Origin of the sequence: Daejeonella sp., assembly GCF_046590655.1 — a bacterium.
In the GTDB taxonomy this organism is placed as follows: domain Bacteria; phylum Bacteroidota; class Bacteroidia; order Sphingobacteriales; family Sphingobacteriaceae; genus Daejeonella.
Genome location: NZ_JBKJUM010000017.1, coordinates 44,710 through 59,544 on the forward strand (window position 1 = coordinate 44,710; position 14,835 = coordinate 59,544).

The 14,835-nt window shown below is 40.6% G+C and carries 14 protein-coding genes; 1 reads left to right on the plus strand and 13 read right to left on the minus strand.

The annotated features are described in order from the left end of the window. Window positions 1-36 precede the first annotated feature (36 nt). From ACLL8Z_RS01530 to ACLL8Z_RS01570, 9 genes are all read right to left on the minus strand, one after another. Window positions 37-984, minus strand: a complete 948-nt coding sequence (locus ACLL8Z_RS01530) for a hypothetical protein (protein WP_411272983.1) — start codon at window positions 982-984, stop codon at window positions 37-39. A gap of 145 nt (window positions 985-1,129) precedes the next feature. Continuing rightward, a complete protein-coding gene (locus ACLL8Z_RS01535) occupies window positions 1,130-1,762 on the minus strand; it encodes an HAD family hydrolase (protein ID WP_411272984.1) in 633 nt (210 codons plus the stop codon). Between the two features lie 81 nt (window positions 1,763-1,843). Next, a complete protein-coding gene (locus ACLL8Z_RS01540) occupies window positions 1,844-2,350 on the minus strand; it encodes a nuclear transport factor 2 family protein (protein WP_411272985.1) in 507 nt (168 codons plus the stop codon). A 34-nt stretch (window positions 2,351-2,384) separates the two neighbouring features. Further along, window positions 2,385-3,503 carry a bile acid:sodium symporter family protein gene (locus ACLL8Z_RS01545; protein ID WP_411272986.1) on the minus strand — a complete coding sequence of 373 codons (1,119 nt, stop codon included), beginning with the start codon at window positions 3,501-3,503 and terminating at the stop codon, window positions 2,385-2,387. A gap of 37 nt (window positions 3,504-3,540) precedes the next feature. Then, window positions 3,541-4,467, minus strand: coding sequence for an RraA family protein (locus ACLL8Z_RS01550; RefSeq protein ID WP_411272987.1), 927 nt, complete (start codon window positions 4,465-4,467; stop codon window positions 3,541-3,543). 146 nt (window positions 4,468-4,613) lie between these two features. Then, window positions 4,614-5,285 carry a hypothetical protein gene (locus ACLL8Z_RS01555; RefSeq protein WP_411272988.1) on the minus strand — a complete coding sequence of 224 codons (672 nt, stop codon included), beginning with the start codon at window positions 5,283-5,285 and terminating at the stop codon, window positions 4,614-4,616. A 51-nt stretch (window positions 5,286-5,336) separates the two neighbouring features. After that, window positions 5,337-5,807 carry a c-type cytochrome gene (locus ACLL8Z_RS01560; RefSeq protein WP_411272989.1) on the minus strand — a complete coding sequence of 157 codons (471 nt, stop codon included), beginning with the start codon at window positions 5,805-5,807 and terminating at the stop codon, window positions 5,337-5,339. Window positions 5,808-5,981: 174 nt separating this feature from the next. Continuing rightward, entirely contained in the window at window positions 5,982-6,449 is a 468-nt protein-coding gene (locus ACLL8Z_RS01565) for a RidA family protein (protein WP_411272990.1), read from the minus strand. Window positions 6,450-6,474: 25 nt separating this feature from the next. Then, window positions 6,475-7,413, minus strand: coding sequence for an SMP-30/gluconolactonase/LRE family protein (locus ACLL8Z_RS01570; RefSeq protein WP_411272991.1), 939 nt, complete (start codon window positions 7,411-7,413; stop codon window positions 6,475-6,477). A 441-nt stretch (window positions 7,414-7,854) separates the two neighbouring features. Between ACLL8Z_RS01570 and ACLL8Z_RS01575 the strand changes: the two genes are divergently transcribed. After that, window positions 7,855-8,106 carry a four helix bundle protein gene (locus tag ACLL8Z_RS01575; RefSeq protein ID WP_411273030.1) on the plus strand — a complete coding sequence of 84 codons (252 nt, stop codon included), beginning with the start codon at window positions 7,855-7,857 and terminating at the stop codon, window positions 8,104-8,106. 86 nt (window positions 8,107-8,192) lie between these two features. Here ACLL8Z_RS01575 and ACLL8Z_RS01580 read toward each other — a convergent pair whose 3' ends face one another. The 4 genes from ACLL8Z_RS01580 to ACLL8Z_RS01595 form a co-directional block, all read right to left on the minus strand. Continuing rightward, complete coding sequence (locus ACLL8Z_RS01580) at window positions 8,193-8,801, minus strand: c-type cytochrome (protein ID WP_411272992.1); 609 nt, start codon at window positions 8,799-8,801, stop codon at window positions 8,193-8,195. Between the two features lie 260 nt (window positions 8,802-9,061). Further along, a complete protein-coding gene (locus ACLL8Z_RS01585; RefSeq protein ID WP_411272993.1) occupies window positions 9,062-10,612 on the minus strand; it encodes a SusD/RagB family nutrient-binding outer membrane lipoprotein in 1,551 nt (516 codons plus the stop codon). A gap of 19 nt (window positions 10,613-10,631) precedes the next feature. Then, entirely contained in the window at window positions 10,632-13,709 is a 3,078-nt protein-coding gene (locus ACLL8Z_RS01590) for a SusC/RagA family TonB-linked outer membrane protein (RefSeq protein WP_411272994.1), read from the minus strand. 546 nt (window positions 13,710-14,255) lie between these two features. Further along, window positions 14,256-14,633, minus strand: a complete 378-nt coding sequence (locus ACLL8Z_RS01595) for a transmembrane 220 family protein (RefSeq protein WP_411272995.1) — start codon at window positions 14,631-14,633, stop codon at window positions 14,256-14,258. Window positions 14,634-14,835 lie beyond the last annotated feature (202 nt).

Below are 14,835 nucleotides of genomic sequence, written 5' to 3' on the forward strand. Positions count from 1 at the left end.
AGCGAGAAGTACAAAAGATAGTAGATTAGACATATTCTAGGCCTTAAAAATATTTACTCCAATTATTCCATTTAATATCAACTTTGAATTTAATGGCAATTCAGTCCATACCGGAGAATTAATATCGCATTTATCAATTAGCTTCTCGTTTACCATAGTTTTCTCGCCAAAGGAGGCCAGATAAAACTTAGAGTCAGACTTGTTATGCTTAATTGTTAAATGAGGCGTATCAACCCACTCTGAAGGGATTTTGAAAATATTGCTTTTATCACGTGTTTCTTCTGCCCCGGATACAACAATCTCCTCATCGGTCATAAAATATTCAACCTTATGGCCTGAGTAGGCTTTATCGGGAAGTATGGTCTCGAAACGCGCAAATGACAGGTTTTCAACATTCTTCACATTGGTTTCAGTTGGATTGAGGTCATTCACATAGGGTACCTCATAATATCCTTCGCTGTAAAAAGTGAAGCCTTTAAGATTTTCCTGGTTTATGTCAAAAGTTTGTGCTAATCCCGTCTGCCTTGGGATAAACGTAACTTTAAGGTTTTCTTCTTTTTGCGTAGTACCCGGCAACAATCTACCAATAAACCCTTTGTCTCCCTTTTCATAATCCGGGTGGGAAACAAACCGGAATACCCATTTATTACTTGAAGGTTCTACAACTCTCAGTTCAGTGCGGGATTGGGTGAGAATTTCATAAAACTTCTTAACAGCCTCCTGTACAATTAATCCAAAAATGCCACCTTTATTCTCCATAAATTCCTTATAGTCCTCTGGATTAAAACAGATGATATACTCATGGTAGAAAACAACTCTATCAGCAAATGATAAGGCGGATATTGAGTCTTTAAACTTTTCAATAATGTATTTATAAACTTCATCAGGCGTAAGGGACTTGGGTGTCGAAGCAGATACCCCTGTATCGCTTAAAAACCAATCCTGAATTCCAATACGCTTCCAAAAGTTTGTCTCAGGCTTCATGTAAATAGTTTTTTTAGTTTTTGTAAAATTACGTATATGTCCTTATAACCACAAAAACCTGATGATGTTTCCGGTCTTTTATACAAGAACTATACCCTATTGCTGCATCTGTAGATTATATATTAGTTTAATTATTACAAAGACATTACAAATCCATGAAATAATTAGTCAGACTTCTAAAGTTGTCAAATTTCTGGTCAAAATCATCAGTGTCTCCGAATCCATAAGTCACTAAAACAAAAGGGACTTTTGCTGTTCTACTGTCCCTGCTATCTCCATGAGTATCACCGATGTATACCGGATTAAGTAAAGAATGCTTGTCCATCAGCAGCTTAATATTATGGCTTTTTGGCATGGAATTAACCCCATGTGCCATCTCATCAACAAAATAACCCTGAAGTCCCGCCCATATCATGAATTCGGTAATCAAACCCTTAGGACAATTACTTACGATGAAGAGTTTATATTTCGTGGCCAGTTCTATAATACCTTCGCGAACTCCCTCATACAACACCCCGCCTGACCGGGGTATTATTTTCGCCCGGCATTCGTTTATTGTCTGGTAAATCCGTTCCTGTTCTTCTACACTCTTATCTGGAAACATATAAGGAAGAACCTTGCCCCGCTCCCAGCCCATCACATGATCAAGATCGGCGCGGGTAAACACCCGATCAATATTCTCAATTTTTGCACCTTCATTCCAAGACTGAACATAAGAATCAACAGCATCCCATAAAGTCCCATCCATGTCAAATATTAAGCTGTCTGTATCGTTCATCGTTTAATATATTTTAAAGGCCATAATACAAAAAAAAAGCGCAGGATTTCCTGCGCATTCTACTATGGTATACCAATTATTCTATTTCGCGGGTTCCGGAACTTTGAAAGCTTGTCGGGCAATCAGTTTCCACTGACCGCTTTCTTTCCGCCAAACTAACAAATTGCCAATATTCAAATCCACTGGTGCTCCTGCATTTGTAGCTTTAGCGGTAAATGTATGCCTTACGATAGCGTTATCGCCAGCTATTTTAATAGTTTGGTTAGCAATATTTACTGTTTGAAAATCGAAGGATCCGTTTGTGAGATCATCTACAAATTCAGCCTTATTTTGAACCTTCCCGCCTGAGTGGCCATAAGATAAATCTTCAGATGCTATAATTTCCAGCAAATTTTTCTCCGGATCGAGAATGCCTTTGTTCAGGCTATCAACTGCAGCAGCAACTGCGCTTTCATCCTCCGACGAACCACCGGATAGAGCAACAGTAGTTGTGTCGTGAGTTGATGAGTTATTGGCAGTTTCGTTCTGACCACAAGCGGCCATGGCCAGAATAGTTAAGAGGCAAAAAATATTTCTTAGATTTCTCATGTTTATTTCTTTAAAAGTGCTTTTGAATTATGTTTTAATGTGATCGTACTATCTCTTCCGTCTCAGGTTCAACATAGCCCGCAGGTGGTCTTTTGTGCCAGTAGGATGCGAGTATTGAGCCAGTAATGTTCATCAACGGGCCGAAAATTCCAGCTGCCAGACCCATAGTTGCGATTTTTCCAAGTGAATTTGCGATTGCTGAAGCTAGTCCACCGTTTTGCATCCCAACTTCAATGGCAACAGTTCTGGCATCACGTTCAGGCATCTTAAACAAGCGTGCAAACCAATATCCCAAAGTATACCCAAAAACGTTATGTATAAATACCACAAGCAATAAGAGAGCACCGATATCCAACAAGCTGTTTCTGCCTGCAGCGGTAATAACAACAATGATCAGTGCGATTCCCGACATGGAAACTAGAGGCATCACATCGTTTAACCATTTTGATCTGCCGCTTAAAAGCTTATTTACAAGTAACCCAAGCCCAATTGGAATAATGATCATTTTAGCTATATCCCACATCATCCCCAGCATATCAATTTGTATGAACTCTCCGGCCAGTAATTTCATTAATGCAGGGGTTAAAACTGGGGCAAGCAGAGTAGCTATCGAGGTGATAGTAATCGACAGAGCAAGGTTAGCTTTAGCCAGATATGACATTACATTAGATGCCAGACCACTCGGAGAACATCCGATCAGCACTATACCTGCGGCGATTTCCGGCGGGAAATTAGTCATAGAAGCAAGGAGGTAACCCATCCCCGGCATGATCATAAACTGAGCTGCAATACCAATCAAAACTCCTCTTGGAGTCTTTATTACTGCGACAAAATCTTTGGCGCTCATTGAAGTTCCCATTCCAAACATTATGATCTGAATTAACGGCGTAATCAAACCTGTAAGCTTGAAATTACCGACATTAAGAAAGTACTGCGGATAATATAAAGCCATAGTTACAGCAGCAAAAATGATAGTGGTGTAAACAAATCCTTTCAAGCTGTCGTAGCCCCGAAAGCCTATCGCAAGTACTAAAAAGAATGCTATAAGAATGGGCCCGGCCATCTCAATGTTATCCGTGAAGATCATCCCAAGGGCGACGAGCATCAAAAGGGCAGCAAGCCCTAATGCAATTTTGTAGGTGGTGAGTTTCATTTTTGAGGTTTTGGTTTGGTATATGATTCAATGATTTTTACCAGGTTCTTTTACTCATCATCACATCCAACTCTGCTCTCGTCATTTTCCCTTCTTCCGGATGCTGATCAAGCCATTTAAGAAAATCAACTTTAATTGGGTCTGGCCACTGGCTGTCTATCTGCCCTGTTGTATAGCGACCGGCTTTAATTACTTCAAAGCCAAACTTATCTTTTAGTGTTACAAATTCTGCTGTGGCAACAACCTGCTCAGCAAGATGTGCGGGAACGAAAAGTACGCCTATTCGGCCCCCAATCACCAGGTCGCCGGGAAGTACCATTACCTTACCAATACGAATTGGAGTATTAAGCCCCATAAGTACCATATCCTCAAGAAATGAAGGATGAAAATCGCGGACAAACGCGTTGAAGCCAGGAATTTCAGCAAGCCCCTGAACGTCTCTGGCTGCACCGTCAAAAACTACTCCGTTTCCCGATTTAGTAAGGATAGAAGTAGCCAGCGTACTGCCCATCAAAGTTCCCCCGCCTATCTTACCGAATCCATCAGCAACATAAATATCTCCTTTAATTAAAACATCTATGGGCCATGCATTTGTATTCCCAATTCTGCCTAGTTTCGAACCTCTGTCCTTAATATTTTTTTCAATATCAGGCCTCGTAGGCATAAACATGGCAGTCATTGCCCTGCCCGTAACAGGAAGATCATTGACCGTTTTCCATCCATATTCAAACTGATTGGTATAGCCCAGATTTTTTAGAACTGTCCAGGCGTCGTCTATTCCTACCTTCTTCGCCCTTGCCAGGAGATTTTCGGCGATCTTCGGCCTGCCATCAGCAAACCGCTCTCCCTTCCATTCAGAAGTTAAAAATGTCAGTTCCTCCTTTGAGATTGTCTGCGCAGAAAGTGGTCCTATGCATGCTAGGCAAAAAGTTATCAAAAGTAACAGGACGTATTTAGGTTTCATCACGTGCATTTATTATATCTAAATAAACAATTTTTTTTTATATCAGGGAGTGTTTTGTTGGTATTTAGTTGTTAGAGGGAGTGGATAACCACCAGGTACGGGGATTGCAACTCTCGATTTCTGGTTCTGGGTTCCTGGTTTTTTTCTTATCTGTTAACATTCGGTTGTACCGGCCTAACAATCGGGTTTGCACGTCCATTAAAGTCGTAGACAATTCTTCCGGCTCTTACAGTCATTTCGCATTCAAGTTTTCTGCTCGCTTTCAGCTTACGTGCGGTATAGTCAAATAGACCAAATTTGCCTAGCCTTATATTTAGGATTGCAATATCAGCTTCTGAACCTACCGACAGATTACCGAGCGCTTCTCTTTTGATCGTTAGTGCCAGTGCCCATGAGCTTGCCTTAATAACGCTCTTGAAATCCATACACATAGCCATGAATTTTGACATAGTGGTAAGCATATCTTTCATCGCCTCATTGTAGCTCCCAGTATGAATATCAGTACTGATTGTATTCGGGAAAAATCCTTGCTTAAGTGCCGGAATGGCCTGAGAGTAAGCAAAACTAATACCGCCATATCCCACATCGAAAACGACCCCCCGTTTTTGGGCAGCCCAAACGAAAGGCTTTACCTTTTGAGTGAGTGTATCAACGATCGATTCACGGCCGTTTAGCTGACCAAAACAATGCGTGAAGATATCGCCACGTCGGAAACGATTCATAAACGATTCCTCGATGGATAAATTAGGAGTTGCGCCAGCGAAGTACAAACGTTGAATGCCAGAAACAAGAAAAAGTATTTTTTCATCTTTTATCAATTGATGGTTAGTTACTTTTTTTCTTCTGAATAGATACCGGCGCGTGGAGCATCATTGTTTTTTCCCGAATTCCTTTAGATAGGCTATAAGCTGCCATCTTTGGTCTTCCTTTAAGATTTCTTTGAAGGGAGGCATATTTCCTTTACCATTAGTTAACTTCCAGAATATCGCCCCATCTTTTTGTTTAGAAAATTTGGGATCGTGAAAATTCGCTGGCTTCACTCCCATTGCTCCCCCTGCCGCTCCGTCACCGAAACCCGTCTCACCATGACAGACAAAGCAGTATAAATTGTATATCTCCTCGCCTTTGGCTATAACTTCAGGTGAATTACCTATCGGATTTTTAATAGTATCAGCCCAGGCTGGTGCCGCAAATGTCTCCTCCACAATTGTGTCTGCGAGGGCAGTCGAACGGTCAAACTTTGAACTAACTACTCTAGCCTCGTAAACTGTTGATGCTGATACCAGGAAAATTCCTAAAACGCATAATATTAAAACCCGGTAAAATTTAATCTTCTTCATTTATGTAATTATTATCAATGCTTAGCCGAAAGCCTACTTATCCTTTGTTTGTAATCAATATGACTTGAAATACTGATAAATTATGGATATTGCCCTTTATAGAAAATTTATAGCGATAACGCAACATTATATCTACAAATTAAAATATAACTGAGACGACTGAACCTTATTGTATTATATGTATGCGATGCAGTCCATCTCTACCAAAGAATCGCCTGGCACTCCCCCTTTTGCAACAGCTATAGTAGATCGAACTGGCGGCTTTGAACCGAAACGGCCTTTATAAACTTCGTTCATCCCCTTGTAATCGGCGATATCGTTTAAATATACAGTTACTTTCAAAACTTTTTCCATGGAAGAACCTGCTCGGACAAGTTCCTTTTCAAGTTCTTTTAGTACGATTTCAGTATGAGATTTTATATCAAAAGGATCTGTATGTGCACCTTTACCGGCTATATAAACCAGGCCGTTGTGAATTGTATGTCCAGCAAATAACTGCTGAGCTTTATATTCGGTTATATTACCCGCAACTTTTTCAGGAGTTGTGTCCAACACCCTGGCATTTGCTACCGCACCTAGTCCGGTGATACCTACAGCAGAAGCAAATAATTTCTTCAATACTGATCTTCTTTCTGTTTTCATGTGTTTTGTTATCCGTTTAAATTAATTACTTCCGTTTTTGCATTCTCCATTCGCGTCCCGGCTTGTCTACCCTGAAGCTTTCAAGATTTCCTTTATCCTGTAAGGTAACATACATTGTACGCCCGTCAGCTCCGCCGAATGCTACATTGCTGGGCAACTTTCCTATTAGAGTGATTTCCTTAATTAATTTCCCTGTGGGAGAAAGCTTAGCAACAGTACCTTTTCCATGCCTGGAGATATATAAATTCCCATCCATATCACATCTCATACCGTCCATTCCAAAATCGGGAAATTCATGAAAAAGACGCTTATTGCTAATTGTCCCATCTAGAGATAGATTATACACCCACACTTTGCGCTGTACGGATTCATTAACGTAAAGAAATTTATCGTCGGGACTAACTTCAATACCGTTGGCAGTCCCCATTGTATCAAGCAGTTTAAACCAGCCATTAGTGTCAATGCTCCATATCCTTCCGGTACTTGCTTTCCAGTTCGGGTCACTTGCGTAGAGCCTGTCCTTACTATCAATTGCGATATCATTTGGCTGACTCATCTTAGGATTATGAGCAAATACACTCACTGCCCTTGTAGCCATATCAACTTTCAAAATATTATGCTTGGTGTAATCAGCTATAAGCATCTCACCTTTACTATTAAAGCGGATACCATTGCCAATACTTCCTGGAGGCAACGAAACAAATAAACTGGCCTCGCCGCCGGGCGTCACCTGACCAATAGTTCCAGGCTTTCCAAAGTTAACAGCATACACCGTCCCTGATGAACTAACTGCAGGTCCTTCAACGCCACTGGGAAAACTCTTAAGAGGAGTAAAGGCGGCAGACTGAAAGAGCGGTACACTAATTTTTTGTGCCCAAGCCGTAAAAAGTCCCAAGGAAAAATAAACAGTTAGAACAGCAATTTTAACTGTGTACTTTTTAAGAGAAATAGGGGTAGCCTTCAAAATTAACAAGGGGTTTAAATGAACTGAGAGCTGTTCTCAGCGAATTATTACTACTGCAATATATGATTCCTAGCTGTGGGGAGCAATTTTTTAGTAATTATGTTACACTTTTGAGTGGGTGGTTCTAGAATCTGTGGTCACTAATCAGGTCCATTAAGTGTTGGAATGACCTATGACCTGGTTATCGGTAATCAGGTAATCAGGAATCGGTGCGATCGTACACATCGGGTAAACAGGGTTAAATTGGCACTAAGACATCAAAACTATTGAGAGAACGGTATCGTGTAGATTAATCAGTAGCTTCTTTATAAATTTAGGAATGGAATATGTGAAAAGCTTCAGAAATTTAGAAGTTTATAAACTTTCAAGGCATTTGTCTGAGGCTATCTTCAAAGTTTCACATAAATCCCCAAAGAGGAACGATATTCACTAACCGACCAAATCCGGCGTTCCTCAAGATCAGTCGGGGCGCAAATAGCAGAGTGCTGGGCAAAACGTAAATACGAAAAACACTTCATAAGTAAGCTTAAAGATGCTGACGGTGAACAATTAAAAACGCAACATTGGTTGGAGGTAGCTTTAGACTGCTCCTATATATCCTCGGAAGAAGCTACGGTTCTTATCAATCAATTTAAATCAATTGGGAGAATGCTGCATTCAATGATCGATAAATCCCATTCGCTTTGCAGTTGAATATCCTGAATGGTCAATGTTAACCCCCCTTGCCTCTCCGACATCTACCCGATTACCGATTACCTGATTACCCGATTACTATCTCTTCACTTCAAAGACAGTATATACCTCACCATCGCCTTCGCATCATCATCAGAAAGTGCAGGATGCGGAGACATTGGAATTGCACCCCAAACACCACTGCCGCCTTTTTTGATCTTCTCTGCTAACTGACTAATTGTAGCAGTATTATTTGCGTATTTAGCTGCAACATCTTTATACGAGGGGCCTAAAAGCTTTGCATCAACTTTATGGCAGGCTAGACAGTCTGATTTTGATATAAGCGCCTCACCTCGTTTAACATCAGCGCTATTATCAGCTACAGTGGACTTCGCGGCAGCAACTACAGTCGCAGCGGGCTTAGCCGATGCCGCAGGAGTTGTGGTTTTAGCTGGTGTGCTTACAGCGGTACCAGTTGGGCTGTTAATAGCAGTGCCAGCCGGGGTCGTCGCAACCGTTGGAGAAACACTAGGAGCACTTACTGGAGCCTGCTGAGTAGCAGTAGTGGCACTTGTAGGAGCGAAACCATCAGAGCTTTTATAGGCGCTTCCAGATGCCGTTGAATCTGTTGTGGTAGAAGCTATTCCTCGCTCATTTGTCGAAGATCCGCACGCTAGAAAGAGGGCACACACCCCCAGAATAAATAACTGTTTCATTCAAGTAAATTAAAAAAGATGCATAGAAAGATATGTAACGCAATTTTATGAAAAATATTCGAATTGGCCTAGAAATATTGTTGGTTGTTGGTTTTTGGTTGTTCGAAGTAAGTTGTTAGAAACTAACGTACTAAAATCAATAACCGACGCGAGCGATGTCTTGAACACTATTGTCCACTATCCGATGCTAACGTCAACGTCAACAAAAAAGGCCGTTCCTTAATACAAGGAACGGCCTTTTTCAGTAAAAGTATTTAATTCTATTTATTCCACCACAAACGGGTAGCTTCATTATCAGCACCACCAAGTTTTGATACTCCTGTTGCAACACCTGCTGCGTTTGTCTGGCCTTCGCCAATAGTGTATGGAACACGACGAATAACCTGATCCTTAGTCACCACCGAGCTCTCAGAGTTCATTACCGGATATAATTTAGGGAAACCAGTACGACGGTATTCAGCCCAGGCTTCCACTCCATTTGGCCATAATGCAAGCCACTTTTGGGTGTGAATCTGCTCCAATTGCCTTGCAGCGTTAGTAGTCCAGGAAACCGGAAGGTCAGTTAATGCTGGTGAAACTACAGCGCCTGTGACAGCAATTGGTGTCTTCATACTTGTAGTATAGGCAGCTATTGCAGCAGCATCAGAAATTCCCCATTGTTTCAGTGAAGTTTCGATACCTTTCTCATAGAAAGTTTTAGCAGTACCAGCACCCATGTTCCAACCTTTCAATGCACCTTCTGCTCTTAAGAACCAGGCTTCCGCAGCCATCATAACTTCAAATGGATTGGAAACTGAATTGATAGGTAAGAATCTGTCAGCCACGTTTGACAATTTTGTGTTTTGATTTTCCGGTAAACCTAACTGAACCTGAGTAAAACCGTTACGGATTCCTTTAAAGGTTGAAGCCGTACCCGGAATCGGAGCATAAAACTTAGAGGTACGGGGATCCTCATAACCAGTTAAAACTGACTCCATCGCAGCACTCATACGGAACTCATTCCAGGCCGTTGCCTGATTCATGCTGTTGATGTTATCTTTAGTAGTTTTGATATAAGCATCGTGAGCATTGGTTTCCATAACACCACCTGCTATAGCAGCCTCTGCATTTGATTTTGCCAATGCGGGCTCTACTCCTGAGATACGGATCGCAATACGAAGACGTAAAGTATTAGCAAAAAGTATCCATTTATTAACATCGCCACCATAAATGAGATCATTATTACCAAGAAGATTTTTTCCTTTGTAGGCCTGCAAATCAGCGGTTGCTTTCGCTAATTGAACAAGGAAATCTTTGTAAATAACATCCTGAGCGTCGTATTCAACTGTTTTTAATCCATTACCAACTTGAGAATATGGAATCGGACCCCAGTAATCAGTCACTGGCTGATAGATCTTAACTTTCCAGATATTAGCCATGGCATAAATTCCAGGATTTTCAGCTACACCACCTGGTTTAGTATTTTCCAATACACCCAACAATGGATTTACACCATTATTGTAAAAACCATTGAAGGCGCCATTCAACCAGTTACCAACCATTACATAACGGTCAGAGTTAAAGTTTTGAGCAATATTACCAAAATACTGGGCATACAAATCTCCAAATAAACTCTGATAAGTCTGCCATGAAAACATGACGCCCCTGTGCTGGCTTGCCGCAAATGCATTACCAACAGCTGAGGCATCAAGTTCTGTTAATCTGGTTTTATCCGTATTGTACTCTTCAAACTTGTCTGTACAAGCTGAAATACCAATAGCTGCAACCAAGGCCAAGCTTGCAGCAATGATATATAATCTACTTTTTTTCATAATTGATAATTTTTAGAAATTAAAACGATAAGTTCAAGTTCAACCCTATTTGACGGGTTGATGGTAAAGAAAATCCTTCCTGACCAACAGACGTGTTAGTAGCACCTGCTGTAGATTCAGGATCAAAACCCTTAGCCCTATTTACAATAAAGAATAAGTTACGTCCTGTTAAAGATACGGAAGCGCCCTGGAATGGTGCTCTCTTAATCAAATTATTTGGCAATGTATAACTTATAGAAGCTTCACGTAAACGAACGTTTGTAGCATCATAAGCCCAAACTTCGCCTACCGGTGTATTACGTCCACCTACAAATTTCCAGTATGCCTCAGCAGTTGTTGCAACTGTATTTGCTGCTCCAGCTGCCGTTACACCAGGGAATATCATTGATTGTCTTCCATCTAATGTCTCAGCTACCTGGCCATCAGAATAGATTATTGCATTAGTAATTGAAGTTACTGTACCACCAACACGAGCTGTAATTAAAGCACTAACACTGAATCTTTTGAAATTAAATGAATTGCTCAAACCACCGGTCCAGTCCGGACGTGAATTACCGATATCAACCGTGGTTCCTGGAGTAATTAAAGGCAATCCATTAGCTCCAACTAATACTTGTCCATTAGCATTTCTTTGGTAACCTCTGCTATACATCTGACCCAATGGCTCGCCTTCAACAGCACGCTGGAATACCATAAAATCATTAGTTAAGTTTAGTGTCTTTAAGGTTGGTGACAACTCAACTACTTTATTAATGTTTCTGGCAAAGTTTAAATCAATATTCCAACGGAAATCGCCTTTAGCAATCGGACTACCATTCAAAGTTAACTCCACACCTTTGTTATTTACCTTACCAGCATTTACATACTCAGAGCTCCATCCTGATGCAGGAGGAAGAGAAACCCGAAACAATTGGTTTTTAGTATCAGAAGTATAGAAACCTAAGTCAAAACCAAAAAGACCATTAAAGAATTTAGCTTCTAAACCAATTTCTTTTGCTGTTGTTAATTCCGGTTTCAAATCTGGGAAAGGTTTGGTACCATCTCTGCTGATGAAACCAGCATTACCCCCAGCAGCAAAGTTATATAACTGAGAAATCAGGAATGGCGAAGCATCGTTACCAGTTGTTGCATAAGTGCCTCTTAATTTAGCAAAAGACACTCCACTTGGCAAGGTAAAAATGTTTGAAAGTATCGCTGAAAAACCTCCGGAACCAAATAAATAAGACCGATTTGCTTTTGGTAAGGTAGATGCCCAGTCATTACGAACTGAACCAGAGACTGTAATTGCATTTTTGTACGTAAAATCTGCTGTTGCAAAAACACCTTGTTTTTCTGTCTGAACGAATGAGTATCCATCTGAAGGAGCACGACCGTTCGAAGGAATAAACAAGTTATCCCGGTTCAAACCACCTGTGCTAGTTGAACGAAATGTTCTGTCAACGTGCTGAAGACTTCCTCCGAATGTTGCATCAATAGTTAAATCTTCAAGAAGGTTCCGTTTGAAAATACCGATAAGGTCAAAGTTTGTTTCCGCAACATCTCTGTTATCAGTCAGATAGTTACCAAAATCAGCAATAGTATAGGTATCGTTAAACAATTTGGCTTCGTAAGCATCAATAGTTTTATCAATACCCGCACGGCCCATCAAACTTAAGGCGGGAGTAATCTGATAGCTTAATGAACCAAAGCCCATTACACGATCTCTCGAATCATCATTTAAAATACGGTTTTTAGTCCAAAACGGGTTCTCACCACCGTTAGATCCAGGATTCCAGTAGTTTTGTCTTAATTTACCCGTTGAAGGATCAACATAGTCATACTTTCTAGCCTGTTCCAAACTGATGTTACGTGGAATACGTAAAATGTGGCGCTGGTTGTTAAAAAATGATTCACCAGTAAACTGCCTGTTGTCAATATCCTGTTTCAGGTAAGTAACCTTAGAATCATAAGACAGTTTGGAACCCGCTTTTCCTGTAATGCGCAGGTTAAGGTTGTTTCTTATCAACTTATTATTATCGACAATACCACTTGCATCTACCCTTGTGTATGCGAAATAAGTCTGAGTCCTTTCATTACCACCTGAGAAAGCAAGTGTATTAGACAATTGCTTTCCTGTCGAATAATAATCTTTATAGTTGTCTGGCTGTGGAGTGAAGCTGTAAGTCTTCCCAGCATCTGCAGGATCATTGCCCCATAAAGCAACTTGCTGACCTGTCATTTTTGGACCCCAGGAACCTTCCTGAGCTCTGTTATAAACTCCAGCAGCACCCTGACCATACTCATTCTGGAAATCATAAAGCTCCATCATTGTCTCTAACTGAGAAGAGCTGTTGAAAGAAATGCCTGCACCTGGTTGCTGTGCACTTCCTTTTTTCGTAGTAATCAACAAAGCGCCGTTGGCAGCACGTGAACCGTAAAGGGCGGTTGCTGAAGCACCTCTCAATACTGTCATTGACTCCACGTTATCAGGGTTGATACTTGATAAACCATCACCACCATCACGGCCACCGCCACCGGTTCCAGGACTGTAGTTTGAGTTATCCATTGGAACACCATCTACAACGATCAATGCTCCGTTATTACCAGTGATGGAACGGTCACCTCTAAGTACAACGCGGGTTGAACCTCCAAGACCTGCAGTAGTAGCAACATCAAGACCAGCAACACGGCCGATCAACGATTTACCAATATTTAATTCTCTGGCTTTTTGAAAATTTTCAGTATCAACCTGTTGAGTCGCATAACTTAGGACCCTTTGATCCTTTGTTATACCTAAGGCTGTAACAATTACTTCACCTAAAGCAGTTGCATCAGCTGCAAGAACAACATTTAAAGATGATCGGCCGTTTACAGCAATTGTCTGGCTGGTGTACCCAATGTAAGTGAACACCAGTGATGACGCAGTAGGTACTGAAATCGTAAAATTACCATTGGCGTCAGTACTGGTACCCTGAGCAGATCCGCTTACCTTCACACTTACGCCCGGAAGGGGCAAATTGTCGGAGTCAGTAACTTTACCAGTTACGTTGATATTTTGCGCAAAAACATATGTTTGGCAAAGTAACAGTAACACGAAGAGTTTGTAAATTTTTTTCATATTCGCTTTTTTGTGTTTAAGATTTAAAGACTATTCTTTGCATAATGAATTAAGGTTTTGACGAAACCACAATTCGCTCTTAAATTTAAATAAAAAAAATATTTAAAACAATTTAGGAATTGAAAAAATTGACAAAAAAAACTAAGTACCAATACTTTTCGAGCAATATTAGAAGAATTGAAGATACACAGGTATTCTAAATGGAAAACTTCTGCTTCTACATTAAGGAACTGCAAATTGGTTTCATTCTCGTCAGTAAATCGAACTACCCCCATCGTTCAGGATAATGAAAATTAACTATTATTGGGACTGACCAACAGCTGTGCTCGGGCTGAATAGGTCTGCCGTTAGCTCCTAATTTTTTTCACTATTTACCCTCCTTAAAATCTACTTCTCTGTAAACCCTTGAAATATTCATTTTTCAGGTGCTGCCAACTTTCGGCATGAAGCTATTTCCGCCGTAGCGAAACGTTCTTAGTGGAACTGCGAGCTCTATACTCCAGAAATTATCCAGGCTTCATGTTTTTATATCATTTGGTTAGACCCTTAAAAATTTCGCTTTCGCCGGAATGAAGTATAATTAATAAATAAGACGAAACTGAGTATTAAAAGACCGAAAAACTCGCGTGTTTCTTCAATCCATGGCGCTGTAGCTTTCATACTCTGGGCAATGTCTTCGGCATCATGATCATTAAGCCAGCTCAGAACTCCATATTTATCGAAGAATAGAAAAGTGCCATAAATCAGGTATACTATAATTCCTGCCAGGTAGGCTTTGGGGAAGTAAACTCCCTGATAGGCTTTGAAACAAAGAAAAGCACCATAAAGGTAAATTGGAATCCATAAATACGGGTCTGGGTCGTTGTACTGGAGGGCAGCCGAAATTATGAATAGTAGGGTGAAGAGGATGTTGAAGACTTTCATGGAGTTATACGTTTTACGTTATAAGTTATAAGTTGCTTGCGTACCTACCGCAACAGTGAAACTCTTCATTTGATCTTCAGTTAAATTATAGAGCTGAGCATTTGTCGTCTTACCAATTAAGATAGTCCAGGACAGAAACGCAAGCTTTGTTCTTCTCACTTGCTTACTGCCTTGTTTGAAAAAATTTAGATTCATTACACAA

Excerpts from the sequence above, each read along its gene's own strand:
- ACLL8Z_RS01595 (WP_411272995.1), bottom strand. The coding sequence starts at position 14,633 with ATGAAAGTCTTCAACATCCTCTTCACCCTACTATTCATAATTTCGGCT.
- ACLL8Z_RS01565 (WP_411272990.1), bottom strand. The coding sequence starts at position 6,449 with ATGAAAACAGAAAGAAGATCAGTATTGAAGAAATTATTTGCTTCTGCT.
- ACLL8Z_RS01535 (WP_411272984.1), bottom strand. The coding sequence starts at position 1,762 with ATGAACGATACAGACAGCTTAATATTTGACATGGATGGGACTTTATGG.
- ACLL8Z_RS01560 (WP_411272989.1), bottom strand. The coding sequence starts at position 5,807 with ATGAAGAAGATTAAATTTTACCGGGTTTTAATATTATGCGTTTTAGGA.
- ACLL8Z_RS01585 (WP_411272993.1), bottom strand. The coding sequence starts at position 10,612 with ATGAAAAAAAGTAGATTATATATCATTGCTGCAAGCTTGGCCTTGGTT.
- ACLL8Z_RS01590 (WP_411272994.1), bottom strand. The coding sequence starts at position 13,709 with ATGAAAAAAATTTACAAACTCTTCGTGTTACTGTTACTTTGCCAAACA.
- ACLL8Z_RS01545 (WP_411272986.1), bottom strand. The coding sequence starts at position 3,503 with ATGAAACTCACCACCTACAAAATTGCATTAGGGCTTGCTGCCCTTTTG.
- ACLL8Z_RS01530 (WP_411272983.1), bottom strand. The coding sequence starts at position 984 with ATGAAGCCTGAGACAAACTTTTGGAAGCGTATTGGAATTCAGGATTGG.
- ACLL8Z_RS01550 (WP_411272987.1), bottom strand. The coding sequence starts at position 4,467 with ATGAAACCTAAATACGTCCTGTTACTTTTGATAACTTTTTGCCTAGCA.
- ACLL8Z_RS01540 (WP_411272985.1), bottom strand. The coding sequence starts at position 2,350 with ATGAGAAATCTAAGAAATATTTTTTGCCTCTTAACTATTCTGGCCATG.
- ACLL8Z_RS01580 (WP_411272992.1), bottom strand. The coding sequence starts at position 8,801 with ATGAAACAGTTATTTATTCTGGGGGTGTGTGCCCTCTTTCTAGCGTGC.